We start from the raw sequence: 20,449 nt of genomic DNA on the forward strand, positions 1-20,449 counted from the left end.
CAGGCCTGTGGGACGTCCACTCGCCGGTTCCCGCGGACGGTGAAATGGCAAAGGCAAGGAGATGTCTCTCCTTGCCACTCTCAAGGTATAGCGCACCGGGGGGCTTGCGGCAAGGCCCCGGGGGTGGCGCACAATCGTCGGCCGAGGCCACAACCTGCGGAAATGAGGGCACGACGTGCAGTACGTGATCGATCTGCCAGAGGTCGACGAAACGCAGGTCACGGTTGTCGGCGGCAAGGGCGCGCACCTGGGCGGGCTGTCGCGGATCGAAGGCATCCGCGTGCCGGCCGGCTTCTGCGTGACGACGGACGCCTTCCGGCGGATCATGGCGCAGGCGCCGTCGATCGGCGAGCGGCTCGATGAGCTGTCGCGCCTGGACCAGGACGACCGCGAGGCGATCCGCAGGCTCAGCGCACAGATCCGCCGGACCATCGAAGGGATCGTCATCCCTGGCGATCTCGCGGCGGCGATCACCCGCCCGCTCACCCGGCTCGGCGAGCAGGCCGCCTACGCCGTCCGGTCCAGCGCGACGGCGGAGGACCTGCCGACGGCCTCCTTCGCCGGTCAGCAGGACACCTACCTGAACGTCGTGGGGCCCACGGCGATCCTCCGGCACGTCAGCCGGTGCTGGGCCTCGCTGTTCACCGAGCGGGCCGTGACCTACCGCCTGCGCAACGGCATCGACCACCGTACGGTCCACATGGCCGTGGTCGTGCAGCAGATGGTCTTCCCGCAAGCGGCCGGCATCCTGTTCACGGCCGACCCCGTCACGGGCAACCGGAAGGTCGCCACCGTGGACGCCGGCTTCGGCCTCGGCGAGGCCCTGGTCTCCGGCCTGGTGAACCCGGACGTCTACACGGTGCGGGACGGCGAAGTCGTCACCAAGGCGATCGCCGCCAAACAGCGTGCCGTTCACGCCCTGCCGGCCGGCGGCACGCAGGAGGTGGCGATCGACGCGCAGCGGCAGGAGGAGCCGGCGCTGACGGATGCGCAGGTCGTGCGGCTCGTGCAGCTCGGGCGGCGGATCGAAGCGCACTTCGGCCGCCCGCAGGACATCGAATGGTGCCTGGTCGACGACGCCTTCCAGATCGTCCAGAGCCGGCCGATCACGACGCTGTTCCCCATCCCCGAGGCCGGGGACGAGGAGAACCACGTCTACGTCTCCGTCGGCCATCAGCAGATGATGACCGACCCCATGAAGCCCCTGGGGCTGTCCATGTGGCAGCTGACGGCCATGGCGCCGATGCACGCGGCCGGCGGGAGGCTGTTCGTCGACGCCACCCGGCGCCTGGCCTCGCCCGCGAGCCGCGCCGCCCTCCTGGACGTCATGGGGAAGGGCGATCCGCTGGTCAGGGACGCCCTGGAGACCGTCCTCGACCGCGACGACTTCGTCCCGTCGCTCCCGGACGCACCTCCCGGCAAGCCCCCGTTCGGCGCTGCGCCCGCCACGATCGAGACCGATCCGGCCATCGTCACCGAGCTGATCGAGCGCAGCCAGGTGTCCATCGCCGCCCTGGAGCGCGACATCCAGGCGAAGACCGGCCCGGCGCTGTTCGCCTTCCTGCTGGAGGCCTTCGAGGAGCACAAGCGGGTCCTCGGTGATCCGTTGAACATGCAGGCGATCATGGCGGGGATGGAGGCCACCTGGTGGCTCAACGACAAGCTGCAGGAGTGGCTGGGCGAGAAGAACGCGGCTGACACGCTCACGCTGTCCGCCCCCGACAACATCACGTCGGAGATGGGACTGGCGCTGCTCGACGTCTCGGACGTGATCCGCCCGCACGCCGAGGTGGTGGCGTTCCTCCAGGACGTCCAGGACGAGGGCTTCCTGGACGAGCTGCCGAAGCTCGCCGGGGGCACCGAGGCACGCGACGCCATCGAGGGCTACCTCGACCGGTACGGCATGCGCTGCGTCGCCGAGATCGACATCACGAGGCCGCGTTGGCGCGAGCGCCCCACCACGCTCGTGCCCGTGATCCTCGACAACGTCAGGAACTTCGAGCCTGGCGCCGCCCAGCGGCGCTTCGAGGAAGGCCGGAAGAAGGCGCAGGAGAAGGAACGGGACGTGCTGTCGCGCCTGCGGGCCCTGCCGGACGGGGACCGGAAGGCCGACGAGACCAAGCGGATGATCGATCGGGTCCGGACCTTCATCGGGTACCGGGAGTACCCGAAGTACGGCATCGTCAGCCGCTACTTCGTCTACAAGCGGGCCCTGCTGGAGGAGGCCGAACGCCTCGTGCAGGCCGAGGTGCTTCCCGAGAAGGAGGACGTCTTCTTCCTCACCTTCCAGGAACTCCACGACGTCGTGCGCTCGCACCAGGTGGACGCCCGGCTCATCCGGCAGCGCAAGGACGCGTTCCGGTCGTACCACGCGCTCACACCGCCCCGGGTCCTCACGTCGGACGGCGAGGCCCTCACCGGGGCGTACCGGCGCGACGACGTGCCGCCGGGCGCCCTGGTCGGCGTACCGGTCTCCGCCGGGACCATCGAGGGGAGGGCCCGCGTCATCCTCGACATCGCGGAGGCCGAACTCGAGGCGGGCGACATCCTGGTCACGACCTTCACCGACCCCAGCTGGTCGCCGTTGTTCGTCGGCATCGCAGGCCTGGTGACGGAGGTCGGCGGTCTGATGACCCACGGCGCGGTGATCGCCCGGGAGTACGGCTTGCCGGCCGTCGTGGGCGTGGAGCAGGCCACCCGGCTGATCCGGGACGGTCAGCGGATCCGCGTGCACGGAACCGACGGGTACGTCGAGATCCTGCCGTGACGGAGAGGGGGTGCGCCGGGATTCCGGCGCACCCCCTCACGCATCTCGGCGTCACACGGCGCCGTGCGGGGTCAGGAGCCGGGCGAGCCAGTCGGTGCGGGTCCGGCGGGCCGTGGCCGAGATGCGCGCCTGCGGGTACAGGGCGTCGAAGCCGTGGAAACCGCCTGCCCAGACGTGGAGTTCGGCTTGGCCGCCGGCCGCCCAGATGCGGGTGGCGTAGTCGGTGTCCTCGTCGCGGAAGACTTCGGCGGAGCCGGTGTCGACGTAGGTGGTCGGCAGGCCCCAGAGGTCGTCGGCCAGCGCGGGCGAGACGTACGGGGACACCTCGGCGTCGGTGCGGACACCGAGGACCGCACGCCATCCGAACGCGTTCGTCGGTTCTGTCCCTCGTGGATACCCCGGCCTTCAGGCCAGGAAGGAAACGAGGCTCCTGTGGAGCAGGGCAGAAGGAGTCAGTTTGCCGTCGGGGAGGACTAGCGTCCACCGGCGACCCGGCCGAAACCCAACACTCACACGGAAGCAGGTAGATTGTGGGCGTGACGCAGAAGGTCAAACGGGCGTTCAAGTACCGCCTTTACCCCACGGACGAGCAGGCGGCTGAGCTGTCGCGCACGTTCGGCTGCGTCCGCCTCGTGTACAACAAGGCGCTGGAGGAGCGAACACGGGCTTGGCACGGCGAGCAGCGACGCATCTCCTACCTGCAGTCCTCCTCCGCGCTGACACAGTGGAAGAAGACCGAGGAACTGGCTTTCCTGACGGAGGTGTCCCCCGTCCCGCTCCAACAGGCGCTTCGCCATCTTCAGACAGCGTTCGGGAACTTCTTCGCCAAGCGTGCGAAGTACCCGCGCTACAAGTCGCGGAAGAAGTCGCGCGCGTCGGCCGAGTACACGCGCAGCGCATTCACGTGGCGCGAGGGGCATCTGACTCTGGCCAAGATGGCCGAGCCTCTGGACATTCGCTGGTCGCGTCCGCTGCCTGAGGGCGCGGAGCCGACCACTGTGACGGTGTCCCGCGACGCGGCAGGACGCTGGTTCGTTTCCCTGCTGTGCGAGGACGCCATCGCCCCCGCGCCCGCCACCAGGACGGCGGTCGGCCTGGACGCCGGGATCACGTCCCTGGTGACCCTGTCCACCGGCGAGAAGATCGCCAACCCGAAGCACGAGCGCCGCGACCGCGCACGCCTTGCTCGCGCGCAGCGGGAGCTGTCGCGGAAGGCCAAGGGTTCGGCGAACCGGGAGAAGGCTCGCCGGAGGGTCGCTCGCGTCCACGCGCGGATCGCCGACCGGCGCCGCGACTTCCTGCACAAGCTGTCGACTCGCCTCGTCCGTGAGAACCAAACGGTCGTGATCGAGGACCTCACCGTCCGCAACCTGCTGAAGAACGGCAAGCTCGCGCGCGCCATCTCCGACGCCTCGTGGACGGAACTGCGCTCCATGCTGGAGTACAAAAGCGCCTGGTACAGGCGCGACCTTCGTGATCGACCGCTGGTTCCCCAGCTCGAAGCTGTGCGGGGAATGCGGCGCGGTCCGTGAGAAGCTGCCGCTGAACGTCCGGGAGTGGACGTGCGACTGCGGTGCCGTGCATGACCGCGACGCGAACGCGGCGCGCAACATCCTGGCCGCCGGGCAGGCGGTGTCTGCCTGTGGAGACGGTGTAAGACCTCTACGGGAGTCTTCCCGGACCGGGCGGTCGTCGGTGAAGCAGGAACCCCAGCGGGCAACCGCTGGAATCCCCCGCCTTTAGACGGGGGAGGAAGTCAACTCCCGGGTCCAGACGCCGGGCCCGCCGGAGTACTGGCGACGGCCAGAGATGAGCCTGATCCAGTTCCAGAAGCAGATCCGGCTGCAGGAGGCACGGCTGCTGCTCGCCAACCACCCGGGCGACGTCACCGGAGTCGGCCAACGCGTCGGGTACGACAACCTCTCGCAGTTCAGCCGCGAGTACCACCGCCAGTTCGGCGCTCCCCCGAGCCGGGACGCCGCCCGCATGCGGAACACGGCACACACCCCGTAGGCGCCCCGTCCGCAGCCGAGGCGCGCAAGGGAGCGGGAACGAGGGCCCGTTGGGGCCGCTGACGGAGCCGGGGCCTTTCCGTCGCCCGTACCCACGGTGGTGTTTCCGCTGCCCTCCTCCGTGGGCGGCCCGCACGCCGCGCGCATCACCAGTATGGGTGATATCCGTTCCTGTCCCCGGATCCAGGGAGCCGGCCGTTCGTCGCGTGAATGGGGTAATCGGCGCCGTGCGCGCGCGATCGCGCGAAACATTCATTGACGCATCACCGCGCGGCCGATGAGACTCCATTTCCGGTAAAGAATGTGCAAGGGGCAACTATGAAGTCGTTCGTGCATAGAGGACAGATCACGAAAGTGGTCTTCGGCAGCGGAACGCGCAAGGGGCTCGCCGACGAGGTCAGGGCGCTGGGGCGCGGCCGGGCCCTCGTGCTGTGCACCCCCGGGCAGACCGACCAGGCCCGGGAGGTGAGCGAGCTCCTCGGCCCGCTCGCCGCCGGGGTGTTCGGCCAGGCGGCCGCGCACACGCCCGTGCCCGTCACCGAGAAGGCGGTCGACGCGGCCCGCGCGGCCGGCGCGGACTGCCTGCTCGCCGTGGGCGGCGGCTCGACCATCGGCCTCGGCAAGGCCGTCGCGCTGCGCACCGGGCTGCCGCAGCTCGCCCTTCCCACCACCTACGCGGGTTCGGAGATGACCCCGATCCTGGGCGAGACCCAGGGTGGTGTGAAGACCACCCGGCGGCTGCCGGAGATCCTGCTCGACACGGTCGTGTACGACGTCGACCTCACCTTGACCCTGCCCCCGCACGTCGCCGCGGTCAGCGGGCTCAACGCCATGGCGCACGCCGTGGAGGCGCTGTACGCCCAGGACGGCGACCCGCTCGCCTTCCTCACCGCCGGTGAGGCCCTGGACGCCCTGGCCACGGCCCTGCCGGCGATCCTTCGGGATCCCGCGGACACCGAGGCGCGCGCCGCCGCGCTGTACGGGGCGTGGCTGGCAGGGACCTGTCTGGGCACCGTCGGCATGGCCCTGCACCACAAGGTGTGCCATGTCCTGGGCGGCTCCTTCGGTCTGCCGCACGCGGAGACCCACGCCGTCGTGCTGCCCCACGTCATCGCGTACAACGCCCCGGCGGCCGAGGCGGCCATGGCCCGGATCGGCCGGGCGCTGCCCGGCGCCGACCTCGATCCCGCGACGGCGGTCTTCGACTTCGCGGGCGACATCGGCGCGCCCCGGGCGCTGCGTGACCTCGGCATGCCCGAGTCGGGCATCGGCGAGGCCGCCGACCTGATCGTCCGGGACGGCTACTGGAACCCGCGCCCGGTACGGCGGGACGCCGTACGCGACCTCCTGCAACGGGCCTGGGCGGGCGAACCGCCCCACCGGGCCGCCGACGACCATTCCTCCGACCCGACGGGAGCCCGTCATGCGTGACCTCACCGATTCCACCATCACCGAGGCCGTCGTCGCCACGGTCCGCGACGCGAAGGACGACCGCCTCGCCGAGATCCTCGAGTGCCTGGTCAGGCATGCGCACGACTTCGTCCGTGAGACCGGTCTGACCGAGCAGGAGTGGGCGCGCGGCGTGGACTTCCTCACGCGTACGGGGCAGAAGTGCACCCCCACGCGGCAGGAGTTCATCCTGCTGTCCGACGTGCTGGGGATCACGATGCTGGTCGACGCGCTCGGCAACCGGCGGGCGGAGGGATCGACGCAGAACAGCGTCCTCGGTCCCTTCTTCCGTGACGACCGCCCGCAGGCGGCCGACGGCGCCGACATCTCCGAGGGGCTGCCGGGCACGCCCTTGTTCTTCGAGGGGGTGGTGACCGACGACCACGGCGCGCCGGTCGCGAACGCCGGGATCGACGTCTGGCACAGCGACGCGGACGGCCACTACGACGTGGACGTCCCCGGCCTGTCCGACCCGGCCATGCGGGCCCTGCTGCGCACCGACGGCGAGGGGCGCTTCCGCTTCCGCTCGATCCGCCCGTCGAGCTACCCCATCCCCGACGACGGTCCGGTGGGCGAGATGATGCGGGCCACCGGCCGGTCCGTGATGCGGCCGGCGCATCTGCACGTCATGATCGCCGCCGAGGGGTTCCAGCGCGTGACCACGATGCTGTTCCCCTCCGACGACCTGTACCTCGACCAGGACCCGGTCTTCGGCGTCAAGCAGTCGCTGGTGACGCAGTACGCGAACCACCCGGCCGGCACCGGTCCGTACGGCACGCGGACCGACCAGCCGTACACCCTGCTCCGTCACACCTTCGTGCTCGAGCCGGGACGGTCGGCTCATGACCCCCGGCCTTCCTGACGGGCGGCGCCCGGCCCTGCCGGACCTGCCGGCGCACGTCGTGCCCCGGCCGCGGGTGACCCGCCGTGTCCTTCAGGCGCTGGCGGGACATCCGGTGCTGGTCGTCGCGGCCTCCGCCGGGTCGGGCAAGACCACCGCGGTGCTCCAGGCGGCACGGGCCCTGCCGGGCCCGGCCGCCTGGATACCCCTGGGCGGCCTCCCCACCGGGGACGGCGCCGGTGAGGTCCTCCGCGGCCGTCTGACGGAGGCCGTGTCCGCCGGCGGCGCGGGGCCGCCCTTGCTCGTGGTCGACGGGCTGGAGCACGTCGCAGGGCGGGCCATGGCCGAGGAGGCGCTCACCGCACTCGTCGTGGAACCGCCGCGGGGGCTCCGGCTGGTGCTCGTCACGCGCACGGAGCCGCCCCAGGGCATCGGAGGGCTCGCAGACGTCCATCGCGTGGCGTTCCTCGACGACACCGACCTCGCCTTCGACGTCTCCGAGGCGGCCCGCGCCCTGCGACCCACCGGGCAGGACGGCCAGGCGCAGTTGCGGGTGCGGGCCACCGGGGGCTGGGTCACCGGGGTCCTGCACGACTGGTGGGCCACGGACCCCGCGGCCGCGGCGGGCAGGCTCGACCTGCTCTCCGCCGACCTGCTGCGGCAACTCACCGAGGACGAGACGGCACTGCTCGTGGCGACCAGCGTGCTGGACGAGGTGACCGCCGAGTCCGCCAACGCGCTGGGGCTGTACGGGACGGACCGGGTCATGGCCTCCCTGCGCCACCGCCGGCTGCCGCTGACCTGGTCCCGCGACGGCACCATGCGGGCGCTGCCACGGTTCCGTCAGTACCTGCGCAAACGCGCCGACGCCATGGAGGAGGGCGCCCGGCGCGAGCTGAGACGCCGGCACGCCGCGTTGCTGGAGACGGCGGGCCGTCACGAGGACGCCGTCACCGAGCTGCTGATGGCCGGGGAGTCGGCGGCGGCCCGGCGCGCCGCAGAACAGGTCCTGCCCGGCATCCTGGAGCGGCTGGACCTGGCCACGGCGGAGAGCTGGCTCGACCGGATGCGGCCGGTGCCCGGGCCGCCCGCCCCGGGGATCGCGTCCGCCGCGCTGCGCGTCGCGTTCGGCCGTGAGCAGTGCTGGCGCGGGCTGCGGCTGGCCGACCACCACGGACGGTCCTGGTGGGGCCGGCTGCCCGACCAGCCCGGCGGCAGCGAGGACCTGACGCTGCTGGTGTGGTGCTTCTGGCACGCGGGCAGGCTCGAAGAGGCCCGGCGGATGCTGCAGGTGATGCCCCCCGGCCGCCACCGCGACATCGCCGCCGCGCTGATGTCGCTGGCGGACGGCGGCCCCCTCACCCCGCTCCCGGACCTGCGGGCCGACGCCGCGGGCCCGGTCGAGGTCATGCTGATGCGGATCGCCTACATGGGCGGACGGCTCGCCGAGCTCCAGGACGATCCCGCCCCGCCCGGTGCCTGGCGCCGGGCGACCGGCGCCCCGTGGACCGTCGCCGCGCTCCGCGCGACCGGCCGCATCTCCCAGGCCGGCGAGATGTACGCGTCCCTCGGGGACGGACCCCGGCCGGTGTGGCTGACCGCCATCGACGACGTGGAGCTGATGGCCGACCTCGGCCGGCGCGAGGAGGCCTGGGCCGCGCTGGCGGCCGGACGCCCGGCCATCGCCGCGACCGGCTCACGCGTGTACGAGATCCTCAGCCTGCTGCTGGAGGCCAAACTGGCGCTGCGGCTCGACCGCGACCTGGCGCGGGCCGCCCGGGCGCTGACCGCGGCCGGACTTCGGGGCAGCGCCCGCTACGCCTTCACCGGGGAACTGTCCGGCACGTGGCGCGGCCTGCAACTGCTCCTGGCGGGCCGGGACCAGGAGGCGGTCCGCCCGCTGGCCGACGCGGTCGCCGCCATGACCGCGGGCGACCGGCTGCTGGAACTGCCGACCGCGGCCGTCTACTTGAGCGAGGCGATGTGGCGGGCCGGTGACGTGGAGGCCGCGGACGCCGCGGCCGACCTGGCCCTGGGGGTGTCCGCCGCCCAGGGCGGCCGTCATCTGCTGCTGCAGGCGCTGGACGACATGCCGGCGGTCGCCGTGCGCAGGGCCGACGCCGAGCCCTCGCACTCCTCACCCTGGCACGAGTTGGTGGCGGCGCGGTCCTCCGGCCCGGCGCTCAGTGCTCCCGTCGCACCGCGTCTGGTCCTCGAGGAGTTTGGGGCGGTCCGGCTGTCCGCGGACGGGCGGGAGGCCCAGCCGCGTCTGGCCAAGAGCACCGAACTGCTGGCGTTCCTGCTGGCCAGGCCCGCCGCGACCGCGCGGCGCCCTATCTTGCTGAGCGCCCTGTTCCCCGGCCGGAGCGACGCCGCGGGGCGCAGTTACCTGAGGCAGGCGGTGTACCGGCTGCGGGAGGTGCTGCCGGATGGGCTGGCGCTCCTGCAGGACGGCGACGTCTACCGGCTGACGCCCGAGGCGTCCGCGACGGGCTCCTCGGGAGCCTTCCGGCGGCTGCTGGCCGAGGCCGGCAGGCAGGACGGCGAGCACCGGCTCCACACCCTCCTGCAGGCACTGCGGACCGCGGGGCGCGGCCCGTACTTCGAGGGCGTGTCCACGCCGTGGCTGGACGCCCGGCGCGAGGAACTGGCGGCCGCGCTCATCCAGGCGCAGGTCGACGCCGGCGCCGTCGCCCTGCGCCTGGGCCGGATCCGTGAGACACGGGAGCTGGCGGGAGCGGCGCTGGAACGTGATCCGTACCGCGAGCAGGCCTGGCGGCTGGCGCTGGCCGGCGCCGAGGCGGCCGGGGACGACGACGAACTCATCGAGCTGTACCGGGGTTACCTGCGGGCCATGGCCGATCTCGGCGTGCGCCCGTCGGAAGAGATGAGACGCCTGGTCGAGCGGCTGCGCCGATGAGCCGTGAACCCCCGGCCACAGTGCGGTTTCCCTCCTATTAACAGGCGGCGGCGCACAGTTCACCACGTCCACCAGGGCTCGGCACACTCCTTCCCGGAGGTCTCCCATGACTGAAACCCTCGACATGACCGTCGCCTTCCGCGCCACGATGGGACGCCTGGCCACCGGGGTCAGCGTCATCACCACCCGGACCGCAAGCGCCCCCGTGGGCATGACGGCCAGTGCGGTCTCCGCACTGTCGCTGGACCCGCTGCAGCTGATCGTGTGCATCGGCAACCACCTGTTCACCCGCACCGCGATCTCCGAGCACGGCCGTTTCGCCGTCAACGTCCTGGGCGAGGACTGCGAGCACCTGGCCCGCACCTTCTCCGCTCCGGTGAAGGACCGCTTCGCGGGCGTGAGCGTCGACGAGGACCACGGCGTGCCGGTGCTCAAGGACGCGATCGCCAGGATGGTCTGCGACGTCTCCCAGGCGCTGCCCGGCGGCGACCACACCATCTTCGTCGGCGACGTCCGGCACTTCGAGCACAAGGCGCAGGCCCGTCCGCTGCTGTACTTCGCGGGCGGCTTCGGCGTCCTGAGCTAGGCCCTGTCGTGACAGTCCCCCCGGTGCCCGGTGCCGTGTCGTGCCCGCCGGGCACCGGGGCCCCTACGGCCCGGTGGGAGGCTCCTTGAACCCTCCCCGTGCTGACGCAAGGGGATTCCTGGCTCAGGAAGCCCCGCGGGTCAGCGACCCGCAAGGTCTTACTCCCTCAACACCAGCCGGGACGGAACCCGCCCGGTTGTGTATGCCAAAGCTGAGGTGGCTCGTGCTTGGTTCTCGCAACGCGCCGTCGCGCTGGCCTGGTTCTCGCTCAGCACGACACACGCACTACCCGCCGGTCTTTCGCCCTGGGCGCGATACCTCGTTTCCTGCCCTGCTCCGCAGGGGACCGATGCCTCGCCGGTCCGCAGGACGGGGCATCCTCGGAGGAACCTGGTGAACACCATTGCCGAGTACAAGCTCCACCCGCCCGCGCGGCCACGGCAGTTCGTGCCGCGGCCGCGGCTGCTGCGTCGTCTGGACGCCGCGGTGGAGCCCGTGGTCGTCGTCTCGGCGCCGCCGGGCGCCGGGAAGAGCGTGCTGCTCGCCGACTGGGCCCGTGCCCTCCAGGCCCGTGACGGCCAGGTGGCGTGGCTGGAGCTGGACGCGTACGACAACACCCCGGCGCGGCTGTGGGCCGGGGTCCTCGCTGCGCTGCGCCCGTTCCGGCCGGGGCTGCCCACTCCCCCGCCCGCCGGGGCATGGACGCTGGAGGCCTGGGTCGAGGACCTGCTGCCCCGCATCCTGGCTGCGCCGGCGGGCGGATCGCCGCTCACCCTGGTGCTGGACGGGGTGGAGTGGCTCACCGACCAGGCGGCCCTGCGCTGCCTGGGGGACTTCCTGACCGCGCTTCCCGCGGGCATGCGGGCCGTGCTGGCCACCCGCCACCTCCCCGGGGCGCCGGTGCCGGCGCTGCGCGCCCGGGGGCTCGCCGCCGACCTCACGGCGGACGAGCTGCGTTTCACCCCTGACGAGGCGGCCGCCCTGCTGGCGTGCCGCTCCGCCGGCCCGGTGGACGAGCGGAGGGTGCGCGAGCTGTACCACCTGACCGAGGGATGGGCGGCGGGCCTGTGCATGCTGGGGCGCACGCGCGCCGGGGACGCGGCCGGTGCCCGTCCCGGCGGGCCTGCCGTCGACGGCGCCCGCGCGGTCGCCGACTACCTCGGCACCGAGGTCCTGGACCGGCTCACCACCGAGCAGCGCGCCTTCCTGCTGCGCACCAGCGTCCTGGACGAACTGAGCCCGGAGTCCTGTCGTGCCGTCACGGGCAGCGACCGCGCCGGAGTGCTGCTGCGCGACCTCGCGCGGACCGTGCAACTGCTCGTGCCCTCGGGTACGGCTCCGGGGGCCTACCGGCACCACCCGGCGTTGCGCGCACTGCTGGCCGGGGTCCTGGCCACCGAGCAGCCAGGTGGGGCCGCGGCGCTGCACCACGCGGCCGGGCACTGGTACGGCGAGCGGCGTCGGACGACGCCCGCCGTACGGCACTTCGTGGAGGCCGGCGACATCCCGGGCGCGCTGACGGCCGTCCTTCAGGCCTGGGAGGAGACCCTGGCCGCGGGCCGGACCGCGGACGTCGCACGGTGGCTGCGCATGCTGCCGGCCCGCGCGGTCCGCGCCGACGCCCGGCTGTGTGTCGTGGCGGCGATGACGGCGCTGTGCGAGGGCGATCCCGAGGCGGCGGAGCGGTGGCTCGACGTGGCGAAGGCCCGGCCGTGCGGGCCGGGCACCGTGGGGGAAGGGGGAACGGTGGCGCAGGCGGCGGCCGTTGCCCAGGCTCTCGTCCGCTGTCTGCGGGGGGAGAGCGCCGCCCAGGTCCGGCTCGACGGGGCGGATGTCCGCCGTCCCGCCGCGCTGACCGCCTGGCGGGCGCTGGCCTGCGTCGCCCAGGGCACCGCGCTGCTGTGGCAGGGGCGTACGCAGGAGGCGGACGCCCACCTGGCCGAGGCGGTCCGCGACGCGCACGGCGCCCGGCACTCGCTGGTCCTCGTCCGCGCCCTGGGCTCGCGGGCCCTGTGCGCGTATCTGGACGGGAACCGGGAACGGGCGCGCACCTTGGTGGAGCAGGCGCTGGACACGGCCCGTGCCGAGGGTCTGACCGGCCACTTCGCCGCGGCGCCCGCCCATCTGTGCCATGCGGGACTGCTGTTGGAGGACCTCGCCCGTACCGACGCCGCCGAGGCCCTGTCCGGCGCGGCGCGGGCGATGACGGCGACCGTCCACGGCGGCGAGCCGCACTTGTGGGCGCTGGCCGGTGTCGTCGCCTCGGGTCTGCCGCGCGGCGTTCGCGGCGCCGTCCCCGTGTCCGTGCCCGAGGAGGGCGGTGCCGTTCCTGAGGTGCTGGGCGGTCTGCTCGCGCGCCTTGGCACGGCACGGCCCGGGCCCGCAGCAGCAGGTGCAGGTGCAGTACCGCGAGCGCAGGACCTGTCCCCCGGGGAACGCCGGATCCTGCGCGCCTTGTGCGGTCCGCTGACGCTGCGGGAGATCGCCGCCGAGCTGCACGTGTCCCGCAACACCGTGAAGACCCAGGTCAGTTCCCTGTTCCGGAAGCTCGACGCGCACAGCCGCAGCGGCGCGGTGGCCCGGGCCCGGGAGTGCGGCGTGCTGCATCCCGGGCCCGGCACCTCCTACGAGGCGTCCTGCCGGCGGGCGTAGTCCGCCTGGGCCGTGTACGCGGTGTCCTTCTCCTCCGCGGGACCGTCGATGCCGCACACCTTCCGGGCGAGGTCGGCGATGGGCCCGCTCGGGGACAGCTCGGCGCGCTTCATGGTGAGCGTGCGGATCGCCAGCAGCGGCGTGCCGTTGAAGTTCTCGAAGGTGCTGATGCGGTCGCCCCAGTCGGACAGGAACAGGTCGCGGATCACCCGGCTGATCTTCAGCCGGTCGTGCGGCCTGCCGACCGGGCCGGTCTGCAGTGCCTCCAGCCAGGGCCGCAGCTCCGGGCGCTGCCACTGCCCCTCGGTGGGGAAGATCAGCGAGGCGCGCCCGGCCAGGTCGATCACCTCGTTGACCATGCGGGCGATGTTCTCCAGGTAGTACGCCCTGCCGTAGTCGAACATCAGGACGTTCGGCTTGTACAGGCCGCCCGGGGTGGTGAAGCCCTCGTCCTCGCAGGCGAGCACATGGGCCTTCAGCGTCTGGTGGAACCCGGCGAACTGCGAGATGCGCGCCTGCACCGGGGGCAGTTGGTAGGTGCCGATGTGCTCGGTGATCAGCAGGGTCAGTCCGAGCATCAGCTCGGCGCGCACCATCTGCCGCACGAGCGCCTGGTAGTGCAGCCAGTCGAAGACGCGCTGCGGGTACAGCGCGGCGTGCTGGGGGTTGCCGATGTGGAACACCCGGTCCCAGGGGATCAGCACGTCCTCGAAGAGGATGACGCTGTCGAGCTCGTCGCCCTGCGAGGCGAGCGGGTGCTCGACGTCCTCGCCGTCGCGGACGTTGCTCTCCCGGCAGATGATGGTGACGCCGGGCGCGTTGGGCGGGACCGCGCCGAAGATGACCTGCTCCGGCTGGATGCCCGGGCGGTAGAACACGCCGATGTGGATCCAGTCGCCGAAGGCCGCGCCCGTGCCGATGGCCTTGACGCCCCGCACGGTGATGCCCTCGTCGGAGGTGGCCACGACCTTCAGCGCGGGCGATTCCGCCTGCGCGGACTCCCGGGAACGGTCGGTCTGCGGGTCCACGAACGCCGGCGTCGTGTTGAGGTCGCCGTCCCGCGCCTGCCGCCAGAAGTCGAGGATCCCCGCGGTGAGGTCCCGGCCGTCGGTCCCCACCGCCTGGCTGCTCCAGGGCTCGGGGTCGTCGACGTAGGTCAGCAGGACGTAGTTGTTGACGTCGGGGGTGCGCGGGGTGGCGCCGCCGCCCAGCTCGTGCAGCACGGTCTCGATGTAGCGCCGCTTGCGCTTCAGGTCGTCCTTGCTGCGGTGCTGGAACCACGTCATGGACCGGCGGACCCCGTCCTCGTCCACGAACGTCATGACGTCCTGGAGGTCCGGGCGGTGGTGCAGGTCGTAGAACTCGGCGATCCGCCGGGCGTACGCCCTGGTCTTCGGGTGCGTGGCGACGTTGTCGACGAGCTCGTCACCCACCCACACCTTCCGGCCGTCGTCGAGTGCCGCCAGGTATTCCTTGCCTGTACGCACGTCGTGCTCCTTTCCGGGACACGGGATCTGGACGGAACGCAGCCTGCGCCCCGACGGGGTGAGAGCGCGCCCCGCCGCGGCACATCACCCCGGGTGAAACCGCCGGTCACAGGCCCTCCGGCATTGAGGAGGCCCGGTCCCGTGCGGCACGATTGCGGCATGCACGATGCGGTCTCCCGGACGACGCACTCCCCCCGCCTGAGGGGCCGCGACGACGAGATCGCCGCCCTGCGCGCGGCCCTTGACGGGGTGCTCCGCGGGGAGGGCGCGTGCGTCCTCGTGGAGGGCGCGTCCGGCACCGGCAAGAGCGGACTGCTGACCCGCCTGGGAGAGCTGGCGGGCGCGGCCGGGTTCGACGTCCTGTGGGTACGGGCCGACGAGCTCGACCAATACGCCCCGCTGGCCGCGCTGCACGCCGCGGTGCACGGCCCCGCCGCCGGCGCCGGCCGGGCCCCCGAGGCCACCGGCGACCGGCGGCTGTGGCTGCTGGACGGCATCACCGACGCCCTGGAGGACCGCGCCCAGCGCGCCCCGGTGGCGGTCCTCGTCGACGACGCGCAATGGGCGGACCCGGCCACCTTGTTCGCCCTGCGGACGCTGCCCGGGCGGCTGGCGGCCTCCCGGGTCCTGTGGGTGATCGCCGTACGTTCCGGCACCGAGCGGTCCGACGTCACCCGGATGAGCCGTACGCTGCGCGACCGGGGGGCGCGCGGGCTGACCCTCGGGCCGCTCCCGCCCGCGGCGCTGCGGCAGCTGGCGGCGGACGTCCTCGGGGCGGCGCCCACCCCCGCCCTGTCCCGGCTGCTGGACGGCAGCGCGGGCAACCCCTTCCTGGCGATCGAACTCCTGCGCTCGCTGCGCGACGCCGACGCCGTCGGCATCCACGGCGGCACCGCGACCCCCCTGACCCAGGAGATGCCCGCCGGATTCCGGCGGAGCGTCCGGGAGCGGCTGGACCGGCTGCCCGAGGACGCACGGCATCTGCTGCAGATCGGCTCGGTGCTGGGCCGCGCGTTCGACCTCGGCGTCGTCGCCCGGATGCTCGGCAGGCCCGTCGGCGGGCTGCTGTCCGCCGTGGACAGCGTCCTGGGCGCACAACTGCTGGTCAGCGCGGGCCGCCGGTTCGCCTTCCGGCACGACCTGATCCGGCAGGCCGTCCACGACGACCTCCCGCTGCCCGTGCGCGTGGCCCTGCACCGGGAGGCCGCCGACGCCCTGCGCGACGGCAGCGGCGACCGGGCGGAGATCGCCTGGCACCTCGTCCTCGCCGGCGGCACCATCGACGACGCGTCCGTGCACACCCTGACCACCGCCGTCCGGGAGCTGTCGCGGACCGTCCCCGGATCCGCCGCCGACCTCGCACGCCAGGCGGCGGACCTGCTGCCGGCCCACGACCCGCGGCGCGTCGAACTGCTCACCCACGCGGCCGAACTGCTCGGCTGGACCCGGCGGGTCAACGAGGCCCTCGAACTGGTCGACGCCACCATCTCCGACGGGCTGCAACCCGCCCAGGAGGCCGCACTCCGGCTGGTCGGCGGCGAGATCCACCAGGCGGCGGGCGACGACGCGGCCGCGATGAGCCATCTGCGGCGGGCCCTGGAGCTGCCCGACCTCCCGCAGGACCTGCGCGTCCGGCTGCTCAAGGCCAAGGCGACCGCCCACATCCACCGCCGCGAGATCGCGGCCGCGGAGGAGACGGACACCGGGCTGGTCGAGGCGGCGTACCGCAGCGCCGACCCGGCCGTCGTCGTCAGCGCCATGGTCTTCCAGTCGCAGACCGCCTTCTACCGCGGCCACCTGGACCGCGCCCTCGAACTCGCCGAGAACGCCTCCGGACGGGCCGCCACGACCGCCGACGGCCTGCGGTTGCGGCCGCCCCGCATCCCGGCCCTGTGGCTGGCCATCGTCATGCTGTCCACCGACTGGCTGGAGGACGCCCCGCGGGTACTGCGCGAGGGCCAGCGCTCTGCCGAATCCCTCGGCCTGGGCTGGTCACTGCCCCACTGGCACGCCTGCCGGGCCATCGCCCTGCTGGAAGGCGGTGCCCTGGACGACGCGGCCGTGGAGGCCGAAGCCTGCCTCACCGTAGCCGCGGAGCTGGAGACGGCCCGCGCGGTGCCCCTGGTCCGCGCCGTCCTGGCCCTGGTCGACACCGCGCGCGGTGACCTCGCCCAGGCCGGTGCGCATCTGCGGGCCGCGACCGCGGCCGCACCCGACGGCACCCCGTACGGCCCGTGGACGGCGCTCGCCCACGCCCGCCTCCTGCAGGCCCAGGGCCATGGCGCGGCGGCGGCCGAGGCACTCGGCGCCTTCTTCCACACGGGTGACCGTACGGCCTGGCTGCTCTGTCTGCCCCCCGGCCATTGGCCGGCCCTGGCGCGTACGGCACTGCGCGGTGGCGACCGGGCGACGGCCGAGGCGGTGGCCACGGTCGTGCGCGCCGTGGCCGAGGAGAACGGCGGTCAGGACGTCGTCCTGGCCGTACGGGACCACATCGACGGGCTCCTTCTCGACGACGCCGCGGCACTGCAGGCAGCCGTCGCAGATCACCGTCTCGGGGGCCGCCTCCCGGCGTTGGCCGCGGCCCACGAGGACCTGGGCACCCTCCTGGCCGCGCACGGCCGTACCGATGCGGCGGTCGCGTCGCTGGAGGAGGCCGCGCGGCTCGCCGCCGCGACCGGGGCCCTCCACGACAGCGAGCGCGTCCGCCGCCTCCTGCGGGACCTCGGCGTACGCGCCTCCGGTATGACCCGCCGCGCGGCCGCCACCTCCGGCTGGGACAGCCTGACCGAGTCCGAGCTGAAGGTGGTGCCCCTCGTCGCGGAGGGACTCACGAACCGGGCCATCGCCGACCGCCTCTACCTGTCCGTCCACACGGTCAACACCCACCTGAAGCACGTCTTCACCAAGCTCGGCATCAACACCCGCGTGGAACTGACCCGGTTGGCGGTGGAACGGACCGGCGCGGGCGCCGACCGGACCTGACCGCCGCCTGACCGCCGCCTGACCGCCGCCTGACCGCGGCCTGATCGCGGCCTGATCGCGGCCTCACCGCGCGGGCCGCCAAGATCCCTTGAATGGGCGATGCCCGCCCATGGCCCTCCTCCCGATGCTGGTGGCGGGGCAGGCCTCCGGTCCGGTGGCCGCCCCACTCAGTTCCGGGAGTGAGGGACCATGACGACCGCGCGCGGATACCGCGGCTCTCTCCAGGGCATCGTGGCGGCCGGCGCGGCACCCCACGGCTACACCCTGGCCCTGTGGACGGCCACCGCCGTGACCGCGTCCGCACGGGACGCACCGTCCGCCGCGGAGGTGCTGGCGCTGCTCACCGGCGCCACGCTCACCTACGTCGCGGTGGGGGCCGCCGCCCACGGCGGCCTCGGGCGTCCCCTGGCGCGCACGGCACCACCGGCCGGCCCCGTCTGGGCCGCACTGCACCTGGCCACGGTCGCCCTCGGCGCCGTGCTCAGCGCACTGCTGGCGCACGTCCTGTCCGGCCCCCTGCTGTGGGGCCTGGTGGGGGCCACCGCCACCGGCGTGTACCTGCTCGGCGCGGGCGCCCAGTTCTGGTGGGCCAGGACCGTACGGCGCCCCTCACCCCCGTCACCCGGACCGACCGTACCGACCGTACCGACCCGAGGAACCGCCATGACGCTCGTACTCGACCCCGCCGCACAGGACCTGCTCTTCCGTGAGGCCCGCACCGCCAATACCTTCACCGACGCCCCGGTCACCGACGAGCAGGTCCAGGACATCTACGACCTGGTCAAGTACGGCCCGACCTCCATGAACCAGCAGCCGCTGAGGGTGATCCTGGTCCGCTCCGAGGACGCCCGCGCACGCCTTGTGCAGCACCTGGCCGAGGGCAACAAGAAGAAGACCGCGACCGCGCCGCTGGTCGCCCTGCTCGCCGCCGACAACGAGTTCCACCAGGAACTGCCCGCCGTCTTCCCGCACTTCCCGCAGGCCAAGGACGTGTTCTTCGCCGAGCGCGCGGTCCGCGAGCGGTCGGCCGCCCTGAACGCCGCCCTGCAGGTGGGCTACTTCATCGTCGGCGTCCGCGCCGCCGGGCTCGCCGCCGGCCCGATGACCGGCTTCGACGCCGACGCGATCAACAAGGAGTTCTTCCCCGACGGCGACCACTCCGTCCTCGCCGTCGTCAACATCGGCAACCCGGGCACGGACGCGTGGTTCGCGCGCAGCCCGCGACTGGCCTACGACGAGGTGGTCAGCACCGTCTGACGCCGGACAGCGAGGATGGCCGCGCTCAAGCCCCCGGGGCCGCTCCCGGGGGCTTGAGCCATTTCGCGCGGGCCGGATTCCACCCGATCGGCATTCGACAGCAGACCAGGCGGAGGAGCCGATTCCGCTTTAGGATCCTCGATGGGCCGGCTGCCGCAGCGGATTCGCATTCCGGAGCCCTTCGTATTGCGCGCCGCACATCGCAGAATTCGAACAGGAATAGGAGAGCCGCCATGACCCCGATGGCGTTCCGTCGTGGCATTCTCGCTTTCGGCCTCACCATGGCGGCTGTCGCCGCATGCGCCCCCGCGGCGAAGGACGGCGCCGGCGAGGCGCCGGCCGCCGTCGTCGCTCCGGCAACGTCCATGCGGCCGACCGACAAGCTGTCCGTCCTGCTCGAGCAGGCTCTCCCGAACGTCAAGGGCAAGACGTTCACCTCGGCGGTCGTCGACTACCCGCCCGATGGGAGCACGCCCCCGCATCGGCACGGGGATGCCTTCGTCTACGCCTACGTCCTCAAGGGCACGGTGCGCAGCCAGCTCGCCGGAGAGCCGGTTCACACCTACCGCAAGGGTGAGTACTGGGTCGAGCCGCCGGGCGCCCACCACGTGCTGTCGGAGAACGCCAGCCGAACGGAGCCCGCGCAGTTGCTGGTCGTCTTCATCGGCAACACGGGGGATGCGATCAAGGTCGACGATCCGTCGAGCTAGGACGTCGGTTGCGGTCGGCACCGCCGCGGCACGCTCGGAGGAGAAGCATGAGCAGCCATGACGACGCGGATTACGCGGCCAGGGCGGCACGGCTGGGCTGCGCCACGCTGGTGGACGCGATGGGCCGCGTCCACAGCCATCGCGCGCACATCCTCGCCCTGTCGAGCCCCGTTGCCTCCAGGACGCTGTTCGGTCCGGCCGCCACCATCGCGTACCTGCCCTACCGCGACGATCTGCCACAGGCCGGGACCGGCTTCGGTGAACTCTTCGACCAGGCGGTCGGCGACGACCCGGCCGGGAAGGTCCTCGTGCTGTCCAGCGGCGGGTACCCGGACGTCTCGCACGGTGGCGGCACGAAACTGTCCCGGGTCAAGCGTCACCAGCTCGCCGGTGTGCTGGCGGACGGCAGGCTGCGGGACTTCGCCCAACTGCGCGACCACGGCTTCGCGTCATGGTGCCGGGGCGAGGCGACACGCTGGGGCGGCGACGTCGTCATGCCGTACGCGGCCGGCGTCGCCGTCGAAGTCGCGGGGGTGTGCATCACTCCCGGTGATTACGTCTTCGCCGACGCGGCGGGAGCCGTGGTCATCCCTCAGGCCAGCCTGGAGCGGGTGTTCCAGGAGGCGGCCAAGGTCGAAGCCGAGGACGCCGAGTCCGTCGCCCGGCTCCTGGACGAACGCCCGCCCCGGTAGCGGCCCAGGTTCCCGGCGGCCGCAGGCCCACGACACGACACACGACGACGCGACACATCGCTCCTCGTCACCTCGTCCGCGGACAGCCTGT

The 20,449-nt window shown here is 72.9% G+C and carries 11 protein-coding genes and 3 pseudogenes; 12 read left to right on the forward strand and 2 right to left on the reverse strand.

Annotated features, from left to right (window positions below; translation table 11 throughout):
- Window positions 1-175 precede the first annotated feature (175 nt).
- The gene (gene rph / locus PV341_RS12955) at window positions 176-2,767 is read left to right on the forward strand and encodes a rifamycin-inactivating phosphotransferase (protein WP_500357808.1); all 2,592 of its coding nucleotides are present in this window, start codon (window positions 176-178) and stop codon (window positions 2,765-2,767) included.
- 51 nt (window positions 2,768-2,818) lie between these two features.
- On the opposite strand, the pseudogene PV341_RS12960 reads toward rph, so the two are convergent.
- Window positions 2,819-3,151: pseudogene (locus PV341_RS12960) on the reverse strand (alpha/beta hydrolase); the annotation flags it as partial.
- A 152-nt stretch (window positions 3,152-3,303) separates the two neighbouring features.
- Between PV341_RS12960 and PV341_RS12965 the strand changes: the two are divergent.
- The 7 genes and pseudogenes from PV341_RS12965 (at window position 3,304) to PV341_RS12995 (ending at window position 13,227) form a co-directional block, all read left to right on the forward strand.
- Window positions 3,304-4,510 (forward strand): annotated as a pseudogene (locus PV341_RS12965) (RNA-guided endonuclease InsQ/TnpB family protein).
- Window positions 4,511-4,576: 66 nt separating this feature from the next.
- A pseudogene (locus PV341_RS12970) lies at window positions 4,577-4,780 on the forward strand (helix-turn-helix domain-containing protein); the annotation flags it as partial.
- Window positions 4,781-5,097: 317 nt separating this feature from the next.
- On the forward strand, window positions 5,098-6,210 hold the full coding sequence (locus PV341_RS12975) for a maleylacetate reductase (RefSeq protein WP_500328334.1): 1,113 nt from the start codon (window positions 5,098-5,100) through the stop codon (window positions 6,208-6,210).
- Window positions 6,203-7,090, forward strand: coding sequence for a dioxygenase family protein (locus PV341_RS12980; RefSeq protein WP_500328335.1), 888 nt, complete (start codon window positions 6,203-6,205; stop codon window positions 7,088-7,090). Before PV341_RS12975 ends, PV341_RS12980 begins: the two co-directional genes overlap by 8 nt.
- A complete protein-coding gene (locus PV341_RS12985; RefSeq protein WP_500357809.1) occupies window positions 7,071-9,989 on the forward strand; it encodes an AfsR/SARP family transcriptional regulator in 2,919 nt (972 codons plus the stop codon). The genes PV341_RS12980 and PV341_RS12985 overlap by 20 nt, the downstream gene beginning before the upstream one ends.
- Before the next feature lie 106 nt (window positions 9,990-10,095).
- On the forward strand, window positions 10,096-10,575 hold the full coding sequence (locus tag PV341_RS12990) for a flavin reductase family protein (protein ID WP_500357811.1): 480 nt from the start codon (window positions 10,096-10,098) through the stop codon (window positions 10,573-10,575).
- 393 nt (window positions 10,576-10,968) lie between these two features.
- Window positions 10,969-13,227, forward strand: coding sequence for a helix-turn-helix transcriptional regulator (locus PV341_RS12995; protein WP_500357813.1), 2,259 nt, complete (start codon window positions 10,969-10,971; stop codon window positions 13,225-13,227).
- On the opposite strand, the gene PV341_RS13000 is transcribed toward PV341_RS12995, so the two are convergent.
- Complete coding sequence (locus tag PV341_RS13000; RefSeq protein WP_500328340.1) at window positions 13,200-14,714, reverse strand: 4-hydroxyphenylacetate 3-hydroxylase family protein; 1,515 nt, start codon at window positions 14,712-14,714, stop codon at window positions 13,200-13,202. The two genes, PV341_RS12995 and PV341_RS13000, sit on opposite strands and share 28 nt — an antisense overlap.
- A gap of 159 nt (window positions 14,715-14,873) precedes the next feature.
- On the opposite strand from PV341_RS13000, the gene PV341_RS13005 reads away from it, so the two are divergent.
- From PV341_RS13005 to PV341_RS13020, 4 genes are all read left to right on the forward strand, one after another.
- Entirely contained in the window at window positions 14,874-17,699 is a 2,826-nt protein-coding gene (locus PV341_RS13005; protein WP_500357815.1) for a helix-turn-helix transcriptional regulator, read from the forward strand.
- Window positions 17,700-18,362: 663 nt separating this feature from the next.
- The gene (locus PV341_RS13010; RefSeq protein WP_500328371.1) at window positions 18,363-18,956 is read left to right on the forward strand and encodes a malonic semialdehyde reductase; all 594 of its coding nucleotides are present in this window, start codon (window positions 18,363-18,365) and stop codon (window positions 18,954-18,956) included.
- A 233-nt stretch (window positions 18,957-19,189) separates the two neighbouring features.
- Window positions 19,190-19,666, forward strand: coding sequence for a cupin domain-containing protein (locus tag PV341_RS13015; RefSeq protein ID WP_500328343.1), 477 nt, complete (start codon window positions 19,190-19,192; stop codon window positions 19,664-19,666).
- A 47-nt stretch (window positions 19,667-19,713) separates the two neighbouring features.
- Window positions 19,714-20,358: an RraA family protein gene (locus PV341_RS13020; RefSeq protein WP_500357817.1), complete on the forward strand. Its 645-nt coding sequence runs from the start codon at window positions 19,714-19,716 to the stop codon at window positions 20,356-20,358.
- Window positions 20,359-20,449: the final 91 nt, after the last annotated feature.

Origin of the sequence: Streptomyces sp. PA03-1a, from assembly GCF_033792805.1 — a bacterium.
Classification (GTDB): domain Bacteria; phylum Actinomycetota; class Actinomycetes; order Streptomycetales; family Streptomycetaceae; genus Actinacidiphila.

Excerpts from the sequence above, each read along its gene's own strand:
- PV341_RS12975 (WP_500328334.1), top strand. The coding sequence starts at position 5,098 with ATGAAGTCGTTCGTGCATAGAGGACAGATCACGAAAGTGGTCTTCGGC.
- PV341_RS12980 (WP_500328335.1), top strand. The coding sequence starts at position 6,203 with ATGCGTGACCTCACCGATTCCACCATCACCGAGGCCGTCGTCGCCACG.
- PV341_RS12985 (WP_500357809.1), top strand. The coding sequence starts at position 7,071 with ATGACCCCCGGCCTTCCTGACGGGCGGCGCCCGGCCCTGCCGGACCTG.
- PV341_RS12990 (WP_500357811.1), top strand. The coding sequence starts at position 10,096 with ATGACTGAAACCCTCGACATGACCGTCGCCTTCCGCGCCACGATGGGA.
- PV341_RS13005 (WP_500357815.1), top strand. The coding sequence starts at position 14,874 with ATGCACGATGCGGTCTCCCGGACGACGCACTCCCCCCGCCTGAGGGGC.
- PV341_RS13010 (WP_500328371.1), top strand. The coding sequence starts at position 18,363 with ATGACGCTCGTACTCGACCCCGCCGCACAGGACCTGCTCTTCCGTGAG.
- PV341_RS13015 (WP_500328343.1), top strand. The coding sequence starts at position 19,190 with ATGACCCCGATGGCGTTCCGTCGTGGCATTCTCGCTTTCGGCCTCACC.
- PV341_RS13020 (WP_500357817.1), top strand. The coding sequence starts at position 19,714 with ATGAGCAGCCATGACGACGCGGATTACGCGGCCAGGGCGGCACGGCTG.